Genomic DNA, 20,737 nt, shown 5'->3' with positions numbered 1-20,737 from the left:
ACACAAGCGGGACCAGCTCAGCCTCGGCAGAGGATCTCGCCGTGCAGGATGGCGAACCAGCCGTCGGGAGCGGCGGCCCATTCCCGCCAGCCGTCGGAGATCCGGTCGAGGTCGGCGCGAGTGGCGTAGCGGTAGGAGATCGCGTGCTCGGCGATCTGCGTCTTGAGGATGCGGTCCGCCCACATCCCGCCCCACCACTCGCGCTCCGCAGGGGTGGCATAGGACCAGACCGAGCCGCCCGCCTCGACTTCGGCGAAGCCCGCCTGCCGGGCCCAGGACAGCAGTTTGCGGCCCGCGTCGGGGTCGCCGCCGTTTCGCCGGGCGATCCTCCGGTAGAGCGCCAACCAGTCGTCCAGTGCGGGAACCTCGGGGTACCACACGAATCCGCCGTAGTCGGAATCCCGCGCGGCCACGACGCCTTTGCTGACACGGCGCATTTCCTTGAGCGCGCCGACAGGGTCGTGCACGTGTTGCAGCACTTGGTGCGCGTGCACGACGTCGAATGTGTTGTCCTCGTACGGCAGGGCGTGCACGTCCGCGACGTCGAAGCGCACGTTCGACCGCGTCACGAAGTCGCGAGCGAGAGCCAACGCGTCCGGCGTGGGCTCGATCGCCGTCACCTGACCGACCAGACCGGCCAGGTCCGCGGTGATCGTCCCCGGGCCACAGCCGACGTCCAGAAGGGACATGTCAGCGGTCAGGTGCGGCAGCAGGTACGCCGCCGAGTTCGCGGCCGTCCTGGACCGGTGCGACCGGAGAACGGCTTCGTGGTGTCCATGGGTGTAGGTCGGCACCTTCCCCACGGTAACCGTCCATCTCGTAGATTGGGAGAGTAATCTCATGATTCGAGAGATTCCAGGTGAGACAGCTCCCGGCGCAGGTTGCCGCGAGCCCGCTCGTCCCATCGGGATTTCCCAGCCGTGGTGCGGAAAAGGACGTCGCGGTCGAGCAGGTTCCGCAGCACCGCCGCCCTGCCTCGCCGCCACGCGTCGTCCGGGACGCTCGCATATTCCTTCCGGACCGCGATGGCGTAGCCGTCGTAGACGGCCGGTTCGGCGCCGAGGATCGACAGGTCCGCGTCGAGCAGGACGTGCGCGAGACCGTCCTCGGACTGGTGACCGAGCGTCGCCAGCACGAGTTCTTCGACCTTCTCCACGTGTGCCTCCGGCACCCCGGCCGCGGTCAGGTGCCGCCGGGCCCATTCCGCGCTGGCCCGTTCGTCGTCGCCCGGCTTGGAGTCGTAGACGACATCGTGCGCGCAGATCGCCAGCGTCAGGATCGCCCAGTCCTCTGCCGACACGTCAGCGATCGCACGCGCCTCGCGCAGCACCGCTGCCACGTGCTCGGCGTTGTGGTACGCGCGGTGTGGTTCGCCATAACGCCGAGTCAACTCGTGCGCCGCGTCGGTCGCGTTGCCGCCGAGGACCTGGACGGCCTGGTTCCACTGTTCTTCCACAACGCCAGGCTAGTAGCGGATTTGGTCTAGACAACTTGCCGATCCGGTTCGCACAATGTGGGTCCGGTGGTCCCCTGCCAAGCCACCCCCATGGAGGCCCGCAATGTCGCGACCCAGCATGCGGAGACTGTCCGCGCTGTTCACCGCGTTCGCCCTGATCGTCACGGCCTTCGTGGCCGGTGCCGCACCGGCCGGTGCGGCCAATCTGCTCGCCAACCCCGGGTTCGAGGCCGGTTCCACCTCCGGCTGGTCGTGTCAGAGCGGCACCGTCGTCTCCAGCCCCGTCCGCACCGGGAGCTACGCGCTCGCGTCGACCGACTTCGGCAAGTGCGCGCAGACCGTCTCGGTCGTCCCCAACACCACCTACGCGATTTCCGCCTGGGTACGGGGAAATCCCGTGTACTTCGGCGTCACCGGCGGACCGTCGACGTGGACGGCGGCGACCGGTTATGCCGAGTTGAAGCTGAGCTTCACCACCGGAGCCAGCCAGACGTCCGCCGAGCTGTACCTGCACGGCTGGTACGGCGCGGGAACGTTCAACGTCGACGACGTCACGCTGGACGGCCCGGGCGGCGGAACGCCGGGTGCCCCGGGCACGCCGGGCAACCCTGCCGCCGGCACGGTCACGAGCTCGTCCGTCACCCTGTCCTGGGGCGCCGCGGCCGGGACCGTCACGGGCTACCGCGTCTACGAAGGCAGCACGGTTCGCGCGACCGTCACCGGGACGTCGACCACGATCTCCGGGCTGACGGCCTGCACGACGTACAGCTATTCGGTGGCCGCGTACAACAGCGCGGGCGAGTCTCCCAAGACCACACAGGTGTCCGCGACCACGAGCGGGTGCCCGTCGGTCGGCCTGCCCAAGCACGCGCTGATCGGCTATCTGCACGCCAGTTTCGCCAACGGCTCCGGCTACCTGCGGATGGCCGACGTGCCGGACGCGTGGGACATCATCAACCTCGCGTTCGGCGAGCCGACCTCCGTCACCTCCGGTGACATCCGGTTCCGCCAGTGCCCGGTCGCGGAGTGCGCGAACGTCGAGTCCGAGGCCGACTTCATCGCCGCGATCAAGGCCAAGCAGGCCAAGGGCAAGAAGGTGCTGATCTCGATCGGCGGCCAGAACGGCCAGGTGCAGCTGACCTCGGCGGGTGCGCGGGACGCGTTCGTCAACTCGGTCAGCGCGATCATCGACAAGTACGGCCTCGACGGCCTCGACATCGACTTCGAGGGCCACTCGCTGTACCTGAACTCCGGTGACACGGACTTCCGCAACCCGACGACGCCGGTGATCGTCAACCTGATCTCCGCGTTGCGGACGTTGAAGAACAAGTACGGCTCGCGGTTCGTGCTCACGATGGCCCCGGAGACGTTCTTCGTGCAGGTCGGCTACCAGTTCTACGGCGGATCGGGCGGCTCGGACAACCGAACCGGCTCGTACCTGCCGGTGATCCACGCGATGCGGGACGCGTTGACCGTGCTGCACGTCCAGGACTACAACTCCGGCCCGGTGATGGGCCTGGACAACCAGTACAAGAACATGGGCGGCGCGGACTTCCACATCGCGATGACCGACATGGTCAAGGCGGGCTTCAAGGTCGCCAACACCGGCCACACGTTCCCCGGCCTGCGTGAGGACCAGATCGCGTTCGGCGTGCCCGCCGCGGTCAGCGCGGGCAACGGTCACACCGCTCCGGCTCAGGTGCAGGCCGCGGTGAACTGCCTGGCGCGCAACCAGGGCTGCGGCGGATACACCTTGCGGGGCGGCGCTTCCCCGGCGTTCCGCGGCCTGATGACGTGGTCGATCAACTGGGACCGGTACTACAACTGGGAGTTCCAGAACAGCCACCGGCCGTTCTTGAACTCCCTGCCCTAGGGAAAAACGCTCATGGGGACGGCCGATAGGGTCGTCCCCATGAGTCGGAGCGCGAACCTGGCGGAGCACGATTTCGAGGACGACGTCGCCTACCGCGCACTCGACTACACCGGGCTCGACCTGTCCGGCCGGGCCGTGCGGTCGCTCGAGGTCGAGGAGTGCCGGTTCACCGACTGCGACATGGCCAACATCCACGCCAGCCAGGCGACAGTGGCCGGTTGCACGCTGCACAACAGCAGGTTGACCGGGTCGAAGTGGCCGGAAGGCGTGTTCCGGGACGTCGTGTTCTCCTCGTGCCGGATCGACCTGTCGAGTTTCCGGTTCGCGACCTTCCGGCGGACGGTGTTCCGGGACTGCAACCTCAGGGAGGCCGACTTCCAGGACGCCGACCTGCGTCGTGTCCGGTTCGAGGCGTGTGACCTGCGTGGCGCCCAGTTCGCCAACGCACAGCTCGGCGAGGCGAAGTTCACCGACTGCCACCTGCTCGGCATCGGCGGTGTGACCAGCCTCCGAGGCGCCACTGTGGACAGCGACGACCTCGGAGGGCTTGCCTACAGCCTCGCGGCGGCGTTGGGGATCAAGATCGCCGACCGAGGGTGATCACGACCGCGCTGCCCGCCTTGAGGTTCAGCGCGAGCGACCCGTCGCCAGCCGACCGCCCTGAACTCGCGCGACCCGGTCTCCTCGGACGCGGAGGTGGAACCGGCGGCGAGACCGAGGGAAAAGGGCATTGACGTGAATGCCGTGCGTCCGCCATAGTTCATCTATCGACACCACGATTCGGGCACGGGAGGGACAGCGATGAAGAGCAAGCTGGAGTGTCAATCATCCAAGCTCGAACTGTCCCTTGAGCTCGGCAGGCTCCTGGTGTGATCCCAGCGCTCACCACACAGGAGCCGCCCGTCGGAGCACCGACCGGGCGGCTTTCTCTTTGTGCTGCTTTCCAGGCCGATTCGGCTTATGGGAAGGCCGCCACCTGTTTTCAATGAACACAGCACCGTGGATGCCCGGGTTCGATTCCCGGATCGCTGCTGTGCACACATCAAGGCGCGTTGGTCCAGTGGAACGGACATTGGTCTCTCACACCGAAGACACGGGTTCGACTCCCGTACGCGTCACGATGCGGTCCTAGCCCAACTGGTAGAGGCACCAGGTTGAGGGCCTGGCCAGTGGGGGTTCGACTCCCCCGGGCCGCACACACCCCTGTAGCCCAACGGAAGAGGCAGCGCGCTCAGAACGCGTCCAGTGCAGGTTCAAATCCTGCCAGGGGTACGAGGAAATGGTCCCGGTTGGTGCAACGGCAGCACAACGGGCTTTGGATCCGTTGATCCAGGTTCGAATCCTGGACCGGGAGCCCGCGTGCACAAGGGAGGATTGGCCGAGTCCGGTAAGGCAACCGTCTCGAAAACGGTAGTCGGCGGAAACGTCGCGCAGGTTCGAATCCTGCATCCTCCGCGGGGTTGCTAGCTCAATTGGTCAGAGCTGCTGACTCTTAATCAGTAGGTTCGGGGTTCGAGTCCCCGGCAGCCCACGTTTTTTCCGGCCCACGTCACGACGGTCGTGTGGTGGTTTGCAAAACCATTGGTTCCGGGTTCGACTCCCGGGTGGGTCTCGATCACGGTTCGCGCCGCCGCCGTGTACAAAGGTGCTGTCGGTCCGCACGGATCTGGGCGCGGTCGTCGGGCGGCTACCCTGGGGTGATCAGCAGGAGGGGGCTCAGGATGGTGAGTCGGCGGCCGGGTTCGTACGTCTGCGGGATCGACGCGGCGGTTGACGTGATCGGCGGCAAGTGGAAGGTGCTGATCCTGTGGGAGCTGGCCAGAAGACCGCACCGGTTCGGTGAGCTGCGCAGGCTGCTGCCCGGGGTGACCGAGAAGGTGCTCGCGTCCCACCTGCGGCAACTCGAGGACGACGACGTCGTGCACCGCCAGGTGTTCGACGAGGTCCCGCCACGCGTCGAGTACTCGCTGACAACGCGTGGCGTCGCGCTCAACGAAGCCCTGGTGCCACTGGGTCTCTGGGGTCAGCACAACGTCATCGAGCGAACCGGCTGACCACCAGCTTGTCCGGGGTGATCGGCAGGTCGCGGATCCGGACACCGGTGGCGTGGTTGACGGCGTTCGCGACGGCCGCCGCCACTCCGATAACCCCGTTCTCGCCCGCCGGCCGGATTCCCATCTCGTTGGCGTACGGGTCGGGCTTGTCCAGCCAGACCGCGTCGATGTCGGCGACGTCGGCGTGGGTCGCGATGTGATACCCCGCGAAGTCGTTGTTGACCACGGCACCGACGTGCTGGTCGACGGCGGCGGATTCGTGCAGTGCCATGGAAAGGCCCATGGTCATGCCGCCGATCAGCTGGGACCGCGCGGTTCGCGGGTTGACCACGCGGCCGATGTCGAACACGCCAAGCAGTCGCGGCACCCGGATCTCCCCTGTTTCCGCGTGCACCGCCGCCTCGGCGAACACCGCGTGGAACGAGTCGATCGTGACCCGCTCGGTGTGGGGATTCCCGGTCATCGCGCCCTCCGCCCGGGCGCCTGGCCGCGGGTCGGTCCCGTGCAGGCGGCGGAATTCACCGGCCGCGGCCACGATCGCCGAGCCCCACACCATCGTGCCCATGGACCCGGCGGCCAACATGGCTCTGGGCAACGCATTGTCACCGAGTTCCAGGTCGACATCCGAAAGGGGGACGCTCAACGCGTCGGCAGCGATCTGGCTCAACGCGGTCCGCGCACCGGTTCCCGCGTCCGAAGCGCCAGTGCTCACCAGGTATCGGCCGTTCCCGACGTGCTCGACGGCCGCGTGCGAAGGGCCATAGGCAACGCTGATCAACTTGAACCAGGTGGGCAGGGTCGCTGCCGCGACCCCGGTGCCGATCAGCCAGTCGCCTTCCCGGCGTCGACCACGACCGGCCCAGCCGAACCGTTGCGCGCCAAGGCGAAGGCATTCGACCAGGTTCCGGCTGGACCACGGCAGACCGGTGTCGGCGTCAGCGGACGGCTCGTTGCGGATCCGCAGCTCGATCGGGTCCATCCCGATGGCCGTGGCCAGTTCGTCCATCGCGCTCTCGGTGGCGAAATGGCCCTGCGCCTCGCCTGGCGCGCGCATCGGGGCAGGCATCTGCACGTCCAGGCGCACCGCGCGGTGTGTGGTCCGGCGGTTCGGCGTGGCGTACATGTTCCGCGACGACGTGGCGACCCACTCCACATACTCCTCGTAGCGCGCGGTCGACAGGATCGCGTCGTGGACGAGCGCGGTCAACCGGCCGTCCGCGTCAGCACCGAGCTGAACCCGCTGGACAGTGGCCGGACGGTGGTTGGTCAACGCGAACATCTGCCTCCGTGTCAACGCCACCTTCACCGCACGACCGCCGGTCATGCGTGACGCGAGCGCGGCGAGTACGGCATGCGGTCGTGCCAGGCCCTTGGAGCCGAACGCGCCACCGACATGCGGTGCGATGACACGAATGCGGTCGGCAGGAAAGCCGAGCGCCTGCGCCAGCAACGCGGTGAAGTCGTGGACGCCTTGGCTGGCCTCGTAAACCGTCAGGTCGTCGGCCCAGATCGCCGTGGTGGCGTGCGGTTCGATCGGGCTGTGGAACATCGCGGACGTGGTGTACGTCTGGTCGATCCGGAACGGGGCTGACGCCAGCGCCGCGTGCGTGTCCCCCGTGGCGGAGTCGGCCGGGGCTCCGATGGCGACCATGTCGGGCGTGTACAGATCTGGGTGGTCGGCGCGCAACCGGACGTCATGCGGTCGCGCGTCGTAGGTGACTCGGACCAGGCCGGCGGCGTGCCGCGCGATGTGCGGGCTCTCCGCGACGACACCGGCGATGACCTGGCCGTGGTGGACGATCTCGCCGGACTGCAACGCACGGAACTCGGCCGGTGCGTCCGGGGCGAGCCTCGGCGCGGTGTGGTGCGTGAGCACGGCGGCGACACCGGGCAACGCCTCGGCCGCGGCGACGTCGATGGCCGTGACCTGCCCGCGCGCGATGGTGGACTGGATCAGGTGCAGGTACAACGGGTCAGCGACCTGGTGTTCGTACGCGTACGGCGCCGTCCCCGTGACCTTGGCCCGCCCGTCCATGCGTTCCACGGGGATTCCGATCGACATCAGTGCTCCCTGGCGAGACGGCGAAGCACGGAAACCAGCGTATTCCGCACCATCGGTACCTTGAAACCGTTGTCGGACAACGGCTTTGCTTCGGCAAGCTCGGCGTCGGCCGCGGCGCGGAAAACGTCTTCCGTCGCCGGAGCGCCGCGCAACAGAGCTTCGGCTCGGTGGGCCCGCCACGGTTTGTGGGCGACGCCGCCGAGGGCCACACGTACATCGCGGACGACACCACTGTGGATATCTACAGCGATTGCCGCTGATACCTGTGCGAATGCATAGGAGGCTCTGTCTCGGACCTTGTAGTAGGCGGACCGCTTGGCGAGCGGCAACGCAGGCAAGTCGACGGCGGTGATCAGTTCGCCGTGGTTCAGCGTGGTGTCCTGGTGCGGCTCGTCGCCGGGCAGCCGATTCAGTTCACCAATCGGCACAACGCGTTCCCCAGCAGGGCCAAGCACACGCACGGTGGCGCCGAGCGCGGTCAACGCGACCGCCATGTCAGAAGGATGCGTGGCCACGCAAGCCTGTGACGCGCCCAGAATCGCGTGCTCACGGTTGTGGCCGGTGATCGCCGAGCAGCCCGAGCCGGGTTCGCGTTTGTTGCACGGCGTGTACAGCGTCTGGAAGTACGGGCATCGCGTGCGTTGCACCAGGTTTCCACCTGTGGTGGCGAGGTTTCTCAGCTGACCGGACGCACCGGACAGCAGGGCGGCGGCCAGCACCGGGTAGTTCTGCCGGACCAACGGATTCGCTGCCAAGTCGCTGTTGCGCACTGCCGCGCCGATGCGAACACCACCGTCGGGCAACGGTTCCACACGGTTGAACGGCAATGCGGTCACGTCCACAAGCAACTCGGGCTCGACGAGGCCGAGTTTCATGTGGTCGACCAGATTCGTGCCACCGCCGAGGAATCTCGCGTTCGGCCGTTCCGCGACCATAGCCACCGCTTGTGTCGCGTCGTCTGCCCGCACGTACTCGAACGGCTTCATTCGGCTGCCTCCCGGATCGCGGCGACGATGTTGGCGTATGCGCCGCAGCGGCACAGGTTCCCGCTCATCCGTTCGCGGATTTCCTCGTCGGTCAACTCGACGGGAGCGGCGAGGTCCCCGGTCACGTGACTCGGCCAGCCTTCCTGGACCTCACGCAGCATGCCCACCGCCGAACACACCTGTCCCGGAGTGCAGTAGCCGCACTGCAGGCCGTCTCGGTCCAGAAACGCCTGCTGGACCGGGTGCAGGTCGTCGCCGTCCGCGAGTCCCTGTGCGGTAACGATCTCCGCGCCGTCGTTGGCGACGGCGAGCGCCAGGCATGACACGACACGCCGCCCGTCGAGCAGCACTGTGCACGCGCCGCACTGCCCGTGGTCACAGCCCTTCTTCGGTGAGGTGACCCCCAGTTGGTCCCGCAGCGCGTCCAGCAGGGTCGTACGGGTGTCGACCGACAGTTGCCTCTTGTCGCCGTCCACGTGGATGGCGATGTCGGCGAGTACGGGATTCGTCCTTGTCACCACTCTCTCCTCGGTCGGCGATCAGCCTGGCGCGCTGCGGGAAGTGGTTCAAGTACGTACTTCGTTGTCACCACTTACCGGGAGGTAAGCATCGAGGTGAGGAGCTAACGGAAAAGTTCGTACTGACAAAGGTTGATCTTCCGCTGTTACTTTTACGCCAAGGAAAACGAGTCAGGGGGCAGAGAGTGCGAGCATCGAAGGGCGTCGCGGTGGTCACCGGCGCGGGCCGTGGACTGGGCGCCGCGACCGCACGGGAACTGGGTCGACGCGGTTACCACGTGATCGTCAACTACCGAAGCAACGCAGCCACAGCGCGGGCTGTCGTCGACGACATCCACGCCAACGGCGGTACAGCCACCAGCTTCGCGGCCGACGTATGCGCCGAGACGGAGGTGGCGGCGCTCGTCGAGGCGGTGATGACCGAGCACGGGCGCATCGACGTGCTGGTGTGCAACGCCAACACGGTCACACCGAACTTCGTCCCGCTGGCTTCCCTTGCCTGGGAGGACTTCATCGGCAAAGTGACCGGGGAACTCGCGGGTGCCTTCTTCATCACCAAGTCGGTGCTCGGCGTCATGCGGCACGGCGGGCGGATCGTCTACATCTCCAGCACAGCGGCGGACTACGTCGGTTCCGGCCGGACATCCCACGGGACAGCGAAGTCCGCGCTCACCACCTTCGGCGGGCACGTGGCCGCCGAGGCGGCGCCACTCGGGATCGCCGTCAACACAGTCTCGCCCGGCGCGGTCATGACCGAGGCAAGCGCCGACAGAATCAGCGGTGACCGACTGAAGATGGTGACCGACAACTCGATCCTGGGTCGCGTGATGCAGCCGGACGACGTGGCCACAGTCATCGGACTGCTCACCGATCAGGGCATGAGCGCGGTCACCGGCGCCGTGCTGCGGGTCGATGCCGGATTCGGTGTGTTGGTCGGCGGCCCGTCGTCATGACCGGAGGGCTGTTGCTCCTGGACGTGGACGGGCCGCTGAACCCGTACGACCTTGCTGTGCCACGTCGATCCCGCGGTCGGACTGCTGGACGTGCACATCGACGCTGTCAGGCGATGGCGCGCATCGGGGTGAGCACGGCGTCGACGAACTCGGCAGGCGGGCGGTACCCGTGGGCGAAGATGTAGTGGATGACCAGCAGCGGCGCCGCGTAGCGAGTCCCGGTCGGGCCGACCACGTGGATCTCCCCCGAGCCGCGGTAGTGGTTGCAGAAGCCGCAGAAGTGAAAGCCGCGCAGCTTGTTGCGGGGGCGCGTGCCGAGTTTCAACAGGGCGTCGACGAGACGTACCGGAACGTGGCCCCTGGTGTACTCGTGCCCGGGTTCCAGCCAGCCGACGTTGACCATGGCCTGGTCAGCCAGGGTGTACCGGTACGGCGTCAGGTCGGCGTAGTACGTCACTCCATGGTCCCGCGTCAGACTGTTCTGCCTGGTGGGAGCCCGGTGACTGGGGTGACCGGGCTCCCTGGAACACATCTTGCCAACTGGACATTTCATATCCCTGTCACGACGTTGACAGCGTCGCTGCCGCTGAACCGCCACGACCGAGCGGCAGACGGGTTTCCAGGTACAAGCAGTTCACCCAGATCCTCGGGGTGCCCACTGGGAGCAATCTGAGCTGTTGATGTCGGTTTCACGCGTTCTCGTTCGTCGTACGGGTAGGACGAAGGAGGACGCGTGACCTACGTAGAGCTCCCGCCGGAGGACCAACTCCGGCTGATGTACACCTGCTGCCACCCCGCGCTGTCACTCGAAGCCCAGGTCGAGCTCACCCTGCACACGTTGGCCGGGCTGTCGACGGCCGAGATCGCCAGGGCCTTCCTCGTGGACGAACACGAGATGGCCGAGCGGCTGGCCATCGCACGGCGGACCGTCAAGAACGCCGAACCGTTGCCGGACAACGACCGCACCCACGCGGTCCTCACCGTCCTGTACCTGCTGTTCAACGAGGGCTACACGGCGACGAGAACCGGTCTCGCCGACGAGGCCATCAAGTTGGCTCGAGTGGTGGCGCGGTCAGGCGCGCCCGAAGCGGTCGGCCTGCTCGCCCTGATGTTGCTGCACCACGCCAGGCGGGAGACCCGTCTCACGCAGGACGGCGACCTGGTCACGCTGGAGGACCAGGACAGGTCGCGCTGGAACCACGGGGAGATCGCCGAAGGCAACCGGCTGCTCGCGACCGCGGAGAGCTACGGGCGACCGGGCCCGTACCAGATCCAGGCCGCGATCGCCGCCTGCCACGCGACCGCGACCAGCGCCGAGACCACGGACTGGGTCACGATCGCCCGCCTCTACGGCAAACTGCTCGACCTCGCACCGTCACCCGTCGTCGAACTGAACCGGGCGGTGGCCGTCGGGATGGCCTACGGGCCAGGCGCGGGTTTGGCGCTGGTCGACAAGGTGATGGACCAGCTCGGTGACTACCACCTCGGGCACGCGACGAAGGCGGATTTCCTGCGGCGACTCGGCCGCAAGCCGGAGGCCGCCGAATCCTACGCGCAGGCGCTCGCCCTGACGTCCAACCCGGCGGAGCGGCGCTACCTGGCCAGGCGCTTACGTGAGACGAGCGGATAGATCGCCCGGTGGCCGGGCTCCACCGGACATGTCGCCGATCGCGAAGTCGGCTCCGACGGTGTCCCACCACTTCTCGCGCTCCTCGTCGTGCACGCCGTCGACCACGACGCTCGCACCGAGCTGTTGCACCAGCGGGACAAGCGTGGTCAGGGCGGCCGTGAGCGGCGCACCGGCAGGCGAACGTGCCTGGCGCTCAACGAGTTCACGGGCGAGCCGGACGTAGCCGACCGGCACGTCCTCGATCAGGGCCAGTTCGTCCGGCGCGGTGCCGAAGCCGTCGAGCATCGTCTGGAAACCCGTGTCGGCGAGGACTTTTAGGCTCTCGACGACCTCGGCCGACCGCATCGCGGCGACCGGGAACCCGACGATCACCTGTCCGGGGTCCGCGCCGCCCGCGGCACGCAGCACGCGGGAGACCAGGTCGGCGTCCGCGGCCTGGTTGCGGGTCAGCCCGACGACCAACGGCAGCACGTGGCCGGTCCGCTGCCGCCACCACTCGGTCTGGCCGCTCGCCTTGTGCATCATCCACTCGCCCAACGGCAGGATCAGACCGGTGTGCTCGGCGAGCTCCAGGCACTGGTCGTGGTCCAGCACACCGAGGTCGGGCCGTTCCCAGCGCAGCAACGCTTCCACGTGCGCGATCCGGCCGCTGCCCAGCTCGACGACCGGTCGGTAGACCACGTCGATCTCGCCGATCTCCCACGCGCCTGGCATCGCGGCCGCGAGCGTGTACGTCCTGCGGTCGCGCTCGTCCTGGTCGGAGTGGAACAACTCCCACTGGCCGCGACCGGCGGCCTTGGCACGGCGCAGCGTGAAGTCCGCCGCCCGCAACAGTTCCAGCGGATCCATCGCGCGCGACGGCTGGTGCACCACGCCGATGCTCGCGGACACCGCGACGCCGTGCCCCTCGACGTAGATCGGCTCGGCCAGCTCGGTGTTGATGTCCTCGACGATCGTGCCGACACCGGGCGTGGTGTCGGTGTTCTCGATCAGGATGCCGAACTCGTCGCCGTCGAACCGGGCGACCATCGCCTTCTCGGCGGCCACCACCGCGCGCAGCCGCTGGGACACCGAGACCAGCAGGTGGTCGCCGACCCTGCGGCCGAGGCCGTTGCAGATCATCGCGAACGCGTCGAGATCCAGGTGGATCAGGGTGACGCCGTACTCGGGGTCGGCACGCCGCAGCGCGATCTCCACGTTCGTGCTGAAGTACTGCCGGTTGGGCAGGCCGGTGAGCACGTCGTGCAGGGCCTGGCGGTTGAGTTCGCCTTGCAGGAGCATCAACTCCGTGCCGTCCTCGACGACGGTGACGAAGTGGCTCGGTCCGCTGTCGTTGCGCAGCACCGAAGCCGTGAGCGTGATCCGCGCGATGTCGCCGTCCTCGCGGAGCAGGCGCTGCGGCTGCCGGATGCGTTCCTTGTTGCCGGCCAGCAACTCCTGGTAGTCCTCGCGCAGCACCGCGGCGCTGTCCGGGTGGACGAAGTCGAACAGCGATCGGCCGGTCAGCTGTTCGTTCGTGTAGCCGAGGATGTCGGCCACGGCGCCGTTCGTCCGGACCATCCGGCCGTCCAGCTCGGTGATGATGATGCCGCTCGCCGACGACATCGCCACCTCGTCGAACTGCGCCTCGCTCTGCCTGAGTCGCCACTTGGCGTCCCTGACCGCCTTGAGCAGCGAGATCTTCATCGTCTCCTGCTGGTCGAAGGTCGACTGCCGGTACGCCTTGGCGAACCCGCTCGAGAGCGCGCCGAGCGCGAGCATGATCGGCTCGGCGTGGGTGGCGACCGACTGGAACTCCGGCAGCGAGAGCAGGCCCCTGGTCAGGGTCTCCATCGTGCACGGCAGCACGGCGTCGCCCGCGCAGCCCAGTTCGACCAGCTTGGTGCCCGCGTCGAACGCGGGCTGGGTGTCCGCCGCCTTGGCGTGCGCCACGGCGCAGAGCGTGTCGACGACATCGGACAACCCGCGGTCCAACTGCTCCTGCTCGACGGTGAAGTAGACGTTGTCGTGCAGGATGTACGCCCATTTGCGCGCGAGGATCAGCCGGTCACGAGCATGGTCGTGCGGCTGGTGGGTTCCACGAATGGACTCCGGCACGGATTCAGTCGCCCTTCCGCCCGACGCCTGCGTACACGAGCATGGTCATATCCGGGTCGTCGACGATGCCGACACCAGGTGTAACCCGGCCGTGCGAGTGCTGCATCACCGAGAACACCTCTTCATCACGCGAAAGCATAGAGCTTACCGAGCAGGTGACGAATCATAGTTGACCCATCGGTGTGACCGCTTCCCACCCGATCGGGCGCTATCACGGTTCGGTCAACACACCTATTGTGAGCGGTTGGCCGCCATCGCCGCGAACAGGGGCGTCACCTGCGACAACACCGGCCGGGACGGCACGTTCCCGCAAGCGCTTGCGAAGCGAAACTTCGTTCCCCGACAACCCGGCCAATTCGTTGGCATATACCCCGGAGAACGTGATCACCACCACGTCGGCTCGCCCGATACCCGGAAGCGAAGTTTCCGCTCTTCGCGGCGGTCAGGGAATGGACATAAACACGCCGGGGAAAGTCGATCAACTGAACGCCGCGGCCTCTTCGTAGTCGAGGCGGTCCAACTCGCGGCGCACGGTCTCGTCGTCGAGTTCCCCGCTGTCACGGGCCCTGCCCAACGCCTGACGTTGTGCCGCGAGCACCGCCCGGCGAACGGTGACACTGACCTCACGCAGGCTGCGCATCCGGCTGTCCATGTCGTCGTCGGCCGCACGGCGGGCCTGGGCCGCGGCGACGTACCGCTGCTTGAACCGCTCGACCACTTCCGGGGTCACGCCAGGCGGCGGCTGGTTGTAGAGGTCCACCATCGCCTGCCTGACCGCGTTCATCGACACCTCCCGCGCCTTCTGGTTGGCCGCTTCCTCCTCGGCCTGCTCCTGCGGCGCGGAGATGTCGAGCTTCCTGATCAGCCACGGCAGCGTCGGCCCCTGGATCAGCAGCGTGCCGACGGCGACGACGAAAGCCAGCGCCTGGATGGCGTCCCGGCCGGGCACGGAGGCGGGCACACCGGCGGCGGCGGCGAGCGTCACGACACCACGCATGCCCATCCACGACATGACCACGAGGTACTTCCCCGGCAGGGGCTCGCCGCGGCGTCGCCCGAACAGCTTCCTGGTCAGCCTGATCCGGCCGTACGTCAACAACATCCACAACGGCCGGACGACGAGCACGGCCAGCAGGACGGCGACTGCGGCAAGCGTGAACTCGAGCCAGTCGTCCGGGTGCAGTTCGGCGAACACGAACCGGCACTGCAAACCCATGTAGGCGAAGACGAACGCCTCGAGCAACACGTCGAGGCTGCTCCACACCTGCCGCGCTTGCAGGCGCGTGGCGAACCCGGCATCGGTGTTGTGGTGGCCGAGCGTGAAACCGGCCATCACCACGGCGAGCACGCCGGACGCGTGCACCTCCTCGGCCAGCAGGTACGCCGCGAACGGCACGACGAGACCCAGTGCGGTCTCCAGTCCGCTGTCCCGCAGGCGCATCCGGATCCAGTGCACGAGGTTGCCGAGTACGAAGCCGATGCCGACGCCGACGACCGCGCTGTAGGCGAACAGCAGGACCGGGTTGTCGAAGAAGGTGTGGTCACCGGTGGCGGCGGCGACGGTGAGCGAGAAGATGGTGAGCGCGGCGGCGTCGTTGACGAGGCTCTCCCCGGTCAGGATCGCCATCAGCCGTTTCGGCAGCCCCAGTTCACGCCCGACCGCGAGCCCGGCGACCGCGTCCGGCGGGGCGACCACGGCACCGAGGACGAGCGCGGGCACGAGGGTGAGCCCGGGGACGACCCACCAGGCGACCATGCCCGTCGCCAGCGTGGACACGACCACCATGCCGACGCCGAGTGCCATGATCGGCTTGAAGTTGCGCGTGAAGGTGGGGAACGAGAAGTTCAGCGCGGCCGAGTAGAGCAACGGCGGCAGCACGACGCTCAGGATCAGCTCCGCCTCGAGTTCGAACCTCGGCAGGCCGGGGATGAACGACACAGCCGCCGCGAGGATCACCACGACCATCGACGACTGCATTCCCCGGCGGTGCGCGACGGCCGTCACCGCGATCGCACCGACCACCACAAGCAGGAGCTGAATCGTCCTCACCTCACCCGTCTCCGCCGCGCGTGATCGGACGATAACCGGGTCACGGATCATGTTCAGCACGAGCGCCGCGCGTCGTGCCGGTTGCGCCTGGAGGAACTGTCCAACGACGGCTGGCCAGCGCGGAGTGCGCCGACTTAGCCTGGACGGGACCGGGGCCTTTCCCTCGGCGCGGCGAGTGGGTACGGTGGCTGTATACCGTATGCAGATGGTGTTGGGAGATGAGATGACCCCCGATGCGCTGGGGCAACGGGTGCGAGCAGTGGTGGACGCGCATCGCGGCGACCGGGGTGCCCTGCTGCCCATCCTGCACGGCCTGCAGGCCGAGTTCGGCCACGTCAGCCAGGAGATGGTGCCCATCCTGGCCGATGAGCTCAACATCTCCCGTGCGGACGTGCACGGCGTGGTCACGTTCTACTCCGACTTCCGCGCCGAACCGGCCGGTCGCACGGTCGTCAAGATCTGCCGCGCGGAGGCGTGCCAGTCCGTCGGCGCCGAGCAGCTCGCCGAGCACGCCCAACAGGTCTTCGGCGTCAAACTCGGCCAGACCACGCCGGACGGCTCGGTCACCCTCGAGCAGGTGTTCTGCCTGGGCAACTGCGCGCTCGGTCCGGCGGCCCAGATCAACGGCCGGATGTACGGCAAGCTCGACGAGCGCCGCCTCGACACGCTCATCCTGAACGCCGACGCGGGGACGGGAAACACATGACCACCACGATCTACGTCCCCCGCGACTCGGCGGCGGTCTCGGTCGGCGCGGACGCGGTCGCCGGGGCGATCCAGCGTGAAGCCGAAACCCGCGGCCTGGACGTCCGTCTGGTCCGCAACGGGTCGAGGGGCATGCTGTGGCTGGAACCGCTGGTCGAGATCGCCACGCCCGAAGGCCGCGTCGGCTACGGCCCGGTCGCGCCGCACCAGGTGCCCGAGATCCTCGACAACCCCGACCACGAGCTCAAACTCGGCCTGGTCGAAGACCTCAAGTGGATGAAGGACCAGACGCGGCTGTGTTTCAAGCGCGTCGGCGTCACCGACCCGCTGTCCGCGGACGACTACCTCGCCAACGGCGGCATGGCGGGCCTGCGCAACGCACTGGAGACGCAGCCCGCCGACGTCGTCAAAGCGGTCACCGAGTCCGGGCTGCGCGGCCGGGGCGGTGCCGGATTCCCCGCGGGTATCAAGTGGAAGACGGTCCTCGACACGCCCGGTGAGCTGAAGTTCGTGTGCTGCAACGCCGACGAGGGCGACAGCGGCACGTTCGCCGACCGGATGCTGATCGAGGGCGATCCCTTCTGCCTCATCGAGGGCATGACGATCGCGGCGTACGCCACCGGCGCGACCGAGGGGTACGTCTACCTCAGGTCCGAGTACCCGGACGCGGTCCGCACGCTGCGCCAGGCCATCGAGATCGGCTACGCCCGCGGCTGGCTCGGCGAGAACGTCCTCGGCTCCGGGCAGAAGTTCGACCTGTACGTCCGGGTCGGCGCGGGCGCGTACATCTGCGGCGAAGAGACGTCGATGCTGGAAAGCCTCGAAGGCAAGCGGGGCATGGTCCGCGCCAAGCCGCCGATCCCGGCCATCACCGGCCTGTTCGGCAAGCCGACGGTGGTCAACAACGTCCTCACGCTGGCGTCCGTGCCCACGATCCTGGCGGACGGCGCTGCCGCGTACGCCGCCCTCGGCACCGGCCGATCCCTGGGCACACAGGTTTTCCAGCTCGCCGGGAACATCGCACGCGGTGGCGTCTACGAGACCGCGTTCGGCATGTCCCTCGCCGAGCTGATCAACTCCTACGGCGGTGGCACCCGGTCCGGGCGCCCGGTACGAGCGGTGCAGGTCGGCGGGCCACTCGGCGCGTACCTGCCCGCCGACAAGCTCGATCTCCCGCTCGACTACGAGGCGTTCGCCGAAGCGGACGCCATGCTGGGGCACGGGGGTATCGTGGTTTTCGACGACACCGTCGACATGGCTTCGATGGCGCGCTTCGCGATGGAGTTCTGCGCCGAGGAGTCCTGTGGGAAGTGCACCCCGTGCCGGGTGGGCTCGGTGCGCGGTGTCGAGACCATCGACAAGATCGTCGCCGGTCAGGACACCGACATGAACCTGGCTGTGCTGAACGACCTGTGCGAGCTGATGACAGACGGATCGCTGTGCGCGATGGGCGGCCTGACGCCGAACCCCGTACTGAGCGCACTGCGGCACTTCCCGGACGACTTCGCTGCGAGGACTCCCCACCAGGAGACATCATGACGCTGATGAAAGAACCCGACCTCGGCACACCCGCCGTCGCGGGCGAGGCGACCGTCACGGTGGAGATCGACGGCATGCCGATGACCGTGCCCCCGGGCACGTCGGTCATGCGCGCGGCCGCCATGACCGGCATCGACATCCCCAAGCTGTGCGCGACCGACAGCCTGGACGCCTTCGGGTCGTGCAGGCTCTGCCTCGTCGAGATCGACGGCCGCAAGGGCACTCCCGCCTCCTGCACCACACCGGTCGCCGACGGCATGAAGGTCCGCACCCAGACGCCGAGGGTGGAGAAACTCCGTCAGGGCGTGATGGAGCTCTACATCTCCGATCACCCGCTGGACTGCCTGACGTGCTCGGCCAACGGCGACTGCGAACTGCAGGACATGTCCGGTGTCGTCGGCCTGCGCCAGGTCCGGTACGGCTACGAGGGCGAGAACCACCTCGACCTGCTGACCGACTCCAGCAACCCCTACTTCGACTTCGACGCCTCCAAGTGCATCGCGTGCTCGCGGTGTGTCCGGGCGTGCGGCGAGATCCAGGGCACCTTCGCGTTGACGATCGAAGGCCGCGGCTTCGAGTCCAAGGTCTCGGCCGGTGGCGTGGACTTCATGGACTCCGAGTGCGTGTCGTGCGGTGCGTGCGTGCAGGCGTGCCCGACGGCCACACTGCAGGAGAAGTCCGTGGTGGAGCTGGGAATGCCGACGCGCAGCGTGGTCACCACGTGCGCGTACTGCGGTGTCGGCTGCTCGTTCAAGGCCGAGATGCGCGGCGACCAGCTCGTGCGGATGGTGCCCTACAAGGACGGCGGCGCCAACGAGGGCCACTCGTGCGTCAAGGGCCGTTTCGCCTTCGGCTACGCCACACACCCGGACCGCGAGCTCGAGCCGATGATCCGCGAGTCGATCACCGACGAGTGGCAGGTCGTCGACTGGGACACCGCGATCGAGCACACCGCGCGGAAGCTGCTGGAAGTGCAAGCACAGCACGGGCCCGGCTCGATCGGCGGCATCACCTCGTCGCGCACCACGAACGAAGAGGTCTACGTCGTGCAGAAGATGGTGCGCGCGGCGTTCGGCAACAACAACGTCGACACGTGCGCCCGCGTCTGCCACTCGCCCACCGGTTACGGGCTCAAGCAGACGTTCGGCACGTCGGCGGGGACCCAGGACTTCAAGTCCGTCGCCGAGGCCGACGTGATCGTGGTGATCGGCGCGAACCCGACCGACGCCCACCCGGTGTTCGCGTCCCGGATGAAGAAGCGGATCAGGGAAGGCGCCAAGCTGATCGTGCTCGACCCGCGCACGATCGACCTCGTGCGCTCTCCGCACATCCAGGCACAGCACCACTTGCGGCTCCAGCCGGGCACGAACGTCGCCGTGGTCAACGCTTTCGCGCACGTCGTCGTTACCGAAGGACTGGTGGACCAGGACTTCGTGGACGCGCGGTGTGAGGGCTTCGAGGAGTGGGCCGAGTTCATCGCCCGTCCGGAGAACAGCCCGGAGGCCACCGAGGCGATCAGCGGCGTCCCCGCCGACGAACTGCGCGCGGCCGCCCGGTTGTATGCGACCGGCGGCAACGCGGCGATCTACTACGGCCTTGGGGTGACCGAGCACAGCCAGGGCTCGACGATGGTCATGGGCATGGCCAACCTCGCCATGGCCACCGGCAACATCGGCCGGGACGGCGTCGGCGTGAACCCGTTGCGCGGCCAGAACAACGTGCAGGGCTCGTGTGACATGGGCTCGTTCCCGCACGAGCTGTCGGGCTACCGGCACGTGTCGGACGAGGCCGTCCGCGAGGTGTTCGAGACGCTGTGGGGCCGCCCGATCCTGCCGGAGCCGGGCCTGCGGATCCCGAACATGTTCGACGCGGCCATCGACGGCACGTTCCGTGCTTTGTTCGTGCAGGGCGAGGACATCGCGCAGTCCGACCCGAACACCAAGCACGTCACCGCCGCGCTCGCGGCGATGGACCTCGTCGTGGTGCAGGACCTGTTCATCAACGAGACGGCCAAGTTCGCGCACGTGTTCCTGCCGGGGACGTCGTTCCTGGAGAAGGACGGCACGTTCACCAACGCCGAGCGGCGGATCAACCGGGTGCGCCCGGTGATGGCGCCGAAGACCGGCATGCACGAGTGGGAGATCCCGTGCCGCATCGCGCAGGCGATGGGTTACGAGATGTCCTACGACAACCCCAGCGAGATCATGGACGAGATCGCAGCGGTCACGCCCACCTTCGCCGGTGTCTCGTTCGAGAAACTCGACAAGCTGGGCAGCGTGCAGTGGCCGTGCAACGACGCGGCGCCGACCGGAACGCCGATCATGCACGTCGACGGGTTCGTGCGCGGCAAGGGCGCGTTCGTGCCGACCACGTTCGTGCCGACGGACGAGCGCAGCACGCGCAAGTACCCGTTGATCCTGACCACCGGCCGGATCCTGTCGCAGTACAACGTCGGCGCACAGACCCGGCGCACGGCCAACGTGGCGTGGCACCCGGAGGACGTGCTGGAGATCCACCCGCACGACGCCGAGGTGCGCGGGATCGAGAACGGCGACATGGTGTCGCTGGCCTCCAGGGTCGGTGAGACGTCGCTGAAGGCCGTGATCTCGGACCGGATGCCGGTCGGTGTGGTGTACACCACGTTCCACCACCCGGTGACCGGAGCGAACGTGGTGACGACGGAGAATTCGGACTGGGCGACGAACTGCCCCGAGTACAAGGTGACCGCCGTCCAGGTCGGTCTGCGCACGCCCGCCGGACCGGCGCAGGACGTGGCCCGGCAGGACATCCCGATGGCAGTGGACTGAGCCAACA

16 protein-coding genes, 8 tRNA genes and 1 pseudogene are annotated in these 20,737 nt (G+C 67.7%); 16 read left to right on the top strand and 9 right to left on the bottom strand.

Annotated elements, in window-relative coordinates:
• Positions 1-17: 17 nt before the first annotated feature.
• A complete protein-coding gene (locus tag ALI144C_RS15005) occupies positions 18-794 on the bottom strand; it encodes a class I SAM-dependent methyltransferase (RefSeq protein ID WP_237774146.1) in 777 nt (258 codons plus the stop codon).
• A gap of 44 nt (positions 795-838) precedes the next feature.
• Complete coding sequence (locus ALI144C_RS15000) at positions 839-1,456, bottom strand: HD domain-containing protein (RefSeq protein WP_076987694.1); 618 nt, start codon at positions 1,454-1,456, stop codon at positions 839-841.
• Between the two features lie 103 nt (positions 1,457-1,559).
• Here ALI144C_RS15000 and ALI144C_RS14995 point away from each other — a divergent pair, with 103 nt between their 5' ends.
• From ALI144C_RS14995 to ALI144C_RS14955, 11 genes are all read left to right on the top strand, one after another.
• Positions 1,560-3,329, top strand: a complete 1,770-nt coding sequence (locus ALI144C_RS14995) for a chitinase (RefSeq protein ID WP_330359588.1) — start codon at positions 1,560-1,562, stop codon at positions 3,327-3,329.
• Between the two features lie 39 nt (positions 3,330-3,368).
• The gene (locus tag ALI144C_RS14990) at positions 3,369-3,929 is read left to right on the top strand and encodes a pentapeptide repeat-containing protein (RefSeq protein ID WP_076987692.1); all 561 of its coding nucleotides are present in this window, start codon (positions 3,369-3,371) and stop codon (positions 3,927-3,929) included.
• Positions 3,930-4,273: 344 nt separating this feature from the next.
• Positions 4,274-4,361, top strand: a tRNA-OTHER gene (locus tag ALI144C_RS55460).
• Positions 4,362-4,375: 14 nt separating this feature from the next.
• A tRNA-Glu gene (locus ALI144C_RS14985) sits at positions 4,376-4,447 on the top strand.
• A gap of 4 nt (positions 4,448-4,451) precedes the next feature.
• Positions 4,452-4,525: transfer RNA gene (locus tag ALI144C_RS14980), tRNA-Leu, on the top strand.
• 3 nt (positions 4,526-4,528) lie between these two features.
• Positions 4,529-4,601, top strand: a tRNA-Leu gene (locus tag ALI144C_RS14975).
• A gap of 11 nt (positions 4,602-4,612) precedes the next feature.
• Positions 4,613-4,683 (top strand) — tRNA-Gln (locus ALI144C_RS14970).
• Positions 4,684-4,697: 14 nt separating this feature from the next.
• Positions 4,698-4,784: transfer RNA gene (locus ALI144C_RS14965), tRNA-Ser, on the top strand.
• Between the two features lie 2 nt (positions 4,785-4,786).
• Positions 4,787-4,860: transfer RNA gene (locus ALI144C_RS14960), tRNA-Lys, on the top strand.
• A 10-nt stretch (positions 4,861-4,870) separates the two neighbouring features.
• A tRNA-Cys gene (locus ALI144C_RS55455) sits at positions 4,871-4,941 on the top strand.
• Between the two features lie 109 nt (positions 4,942-5,050).
• Positions 5,051-5,383: a winged helix-turn-helix transcriptional regulator gene (locus ALI144C_RS14955; RefSeq protein ID WP_076987691.1), complete on the top strand. Its 333-nt coding sequence runs from the start codon at positions 5,051-5,053 to the stop codon at positions 5,381-5,383.
• Here ALI144C_RS14955 and ALI144C_RS14950 read toward each other — a convergent pair.
• From ALI144C_RS14950 to ALI144C_RS14940, 3 genes are read right to left on the bottom strand one after another with little or no spacing between them, the layout of a single operon-like run.
• Entirely contained in the window at positions 5,364-7,445 is a 2,082-nt protein-coding gene (locus tag ALI144C_RS14950; protein ID WP_076987690.1) for a xanthine dehydrogenase family protein molybdopterin-binding subunit, read from the bottom strand. The two genes, ALI144C_RS14955 and ALI144C_RS14950, sit on opposite strands and share 20 nt — an antisense overlap.
• A complete protein-coding gene (locus tag ALI144C_RS14945) occupies positions 7,445-8,431 on the bottom strand; it encodes an FAD binding domain-containing protein (protein ID WP_076987689.1) in 987 nt (328 codons plus the stop codon). Before ALI144C_RS14945 ends, ALI144C_RS14950 begins: the two co-directional genes overlap by 1 nt.
• A complete protein-coding gene (locus tag ALI144C_RS14940) occupies positions 8,428-8,949 on the bottom strand; it encodes a 2Fe-2S iron-sulfur cluster-binding protein (protein ID WP_076987688.1) in 522 nt (173 codons plus the stop codon). Before ALI144C_RS14940 ends, ALI144C_RS14945 begins: the two co-directional genes overlap by 4 nt.
• Positions 8,950-9,134: 185 nt before the next feature.
• Between ALI144C_RS14940 and ALI144C_RS14935 the strand changes: the two genes are divergently transcribed.
• Complete coding sequence (locus tag ALI144C_RS14935) at positions 9,135-9,902, top strand: SDR family oxidoreductase (RefSeq protein ID WP_076987687.1); 768 nt, start codon at positions 9,135-9,137, stop codon at positions 9,900-9,902.
• Positions 9,903-10,008: 106 nt separating this feature from the next.
• Here the strand turns inward: ALI144C_RS14935 and ALI144C_RS14930 are convergent, their stop codons facing one another.
• Positions 10,009-10,359 (bottom strand): DUF7919 family protein, encoded by a 351-nt coding sequence (locus ALI144C_RS14930; protein ID WP_076987686.1) that lies wholly within the window; start codon positions 10,357-10,359, stop codon positions 10,009-10,011.
• A gap of 300 nt (positions 10,360-10,659) precedes the next feature.
• Here ALI144C_RS14930 and ALI144C_RS14925 point away from each other — a divergent pair.
• Positions 10,660-11,532: pseudogene (locus tag ALI144C_RS14925) on the top strand (RNA polymerase sigma factor); the annotation flags it as partial.
• Here the strand turns inward: ALI144C_RS14925 and ALI144C_RS14920 are convergent.
• The 3 genes from ALI144C_RS14920 to ALI144C_RS14915 all read right to left on the bottom strand — a co-directional run bounded on the left by ALI144C_RS14920 (position 11,512) and on the right by ALI144C_RS14915 (position 15,679).
• Complete coding sequence (locus tag ALI144C_RS14920) at positions 11,512-13,629, bottom strand: putative bifunctional diguanylate cyclase/phosphodiesterase (protein ID WP_076987684.1); 2,118 nt, start codon at positions 13,627-13,629, stop codon at positions 11,512-11,514. The pseudogene ALI144C_RS14925 and the gene ALI144C_RS14920 sit on opposite strands and share 21 nt — an antisense overlap.
• A 4-nt stretch (positions 13,630-13,633) precedes the next feature.
• Positions 13,634-13,768 carry a hypothetical protein gene (locus ALI144C_RS58400; RefSeq protein WP_269086679.1) on the bottom strand — a complete coding sequence of 45 codons (135 nt, stop codon included), beginning with the start codon at positions 13,766-13,768 and terminating at the stop codon, positions 13,634-13,636.
• A 339-nt stretch (positions 13,769-14,107) separates the two neighbouring features.
• Positions 14,108-15,679 (bottom strand): Na+/H+ antiporter, encoded by a 1,572-nt coding sequence (locus tag ALI144C_RS14915; RefSeq protein ID WP_237774145.1) that lies wholly within the window; start codon positions 15,677-15,679, stop codon positions 14,108-14,110.
• A 205-nt stretch (positions 15,680-15,884) separates the two neighbouring features.
• Here ALI144C_RS14915 and ALI144C_RS14910 point away from each other — a divergent pair, with 205 nt between their 5' ends.
• From ALI144C_RS14910 to fdhF, 3 genes are read left to right on the top strand one after another with little or no spacing between them, the layout of a single operon-like run.
• Entirely contained in the window at positions 15,885-16,385 is a 501-nt protein-coding gene (locus ALI144C_RS14910; RefSeq protein WP_237774144.1) for a formate dehydrogenase subunit gamma, read from the top strand.
• Entirely contained in the window at positions 16,382-17,923 is a 1,542-nt protein-coding gene (locus tag ALI144C_RS14905) for a formate dehydrogenase beta subunit (RefSeq protein WP_076987683.1), read from the top strand. Before ALI144C_RS14910 ends, ALI144C_RS14905 begins: the two co-directional genes overlap by 4 nt.
• Positions 17,920-20,730, top strand: coding sequence for a formate dehydrogenase subunit alpha (gene fdhF, locus ALI144C_RS14900; RefSeq protein WP_076987682.1), 2,811 nt, complete (start codon positions 17,920-17,922; stop codon positions 20,728-20,730). Before ALI144C_RS14905 ends, fdhF begins: the two co-directional genes overlap by 4 nt.
• Positions 20,731-20,737: the final 7 nt, after the last annotated feature.

Origin of the sequence: Actinosynnema sp. ALI-1.44 (assembly GCF_001984155.1) — a bacterium.
Taxonomy (GTDB): domain Bacteria; phylum Actinomycetota; class Actinomycetes; order Mycobacteriales; family Pseudonocardiaceae; genus Kibdelosporangium.
Note: the sequence above shows the minus strand (reverse complement) of the source record. Positions and strands in the feature narration are given on the sequence as shown.

Coding starts and splice junctions, on each gene's coding strand:
- ALI144C_RS14995 (WP_330359588.1), top strand. CDS start 1,560: ATGTCGCGACCCAGCATGCGGAGACTGTCCGCGCTGTTCACCGCGTTC.
- ALI144C_RS14990 (WP_076987692.1), top strand. CDS start 3,369: ATGAGTCGGAGCGCGAACCTGGCGGAGCACGATTTCGAGGACGACGTC.
- ALI144C_RS14955 (WP_076987691.1), top strand. CDS start 5,051: ATGGTGAGTCGGCGGCCGGGTTCGTACGTCTGCGGGATCGACGCGGCG.
- ALI144C_RS14950 (WP_076987690.1), bottom strand. CDS start 7,445: ATGTCGATCGGAATCCCCGTGGAACGCATGGACGGGCGGGCCAAGGTC.
- ALI144C_RS14945 (WP_076987689.1), bottom strand. CDS start 8,431: ATGAAGCCGTTCGAGTACGTGCGGGCAGACGACGCGACACAAGCGGTG.
- ALI144C_RS58400 (WP_269086679.1), bottom strand. CDS start 13,768: ATGCTTTCGCGTGATGAAGAGGTGTTCTCGGTGATGCAGCACTCGCAC.
- ALI144C_RS14910 (WP_237774144.1), top strand. CDS start 15,885: ATGGTGTTGGGAGATGAGATGACCCCCGATGCGCTGGGGCAACGGGTG.
- ALI144C_RS14905 (WP_076987683.1), top strand. CDS start 16,382: ATGACCACCACGATCTACGTCCCCCGCGACTCGGCGGCGGTCTCGGTC.
- fdhF (WP_076987682.1), top strand. CDS start 17,920: ATGACGCTGATGAAAGAACCCGACCTCGGCACACCCGCCGTCGCGGGC.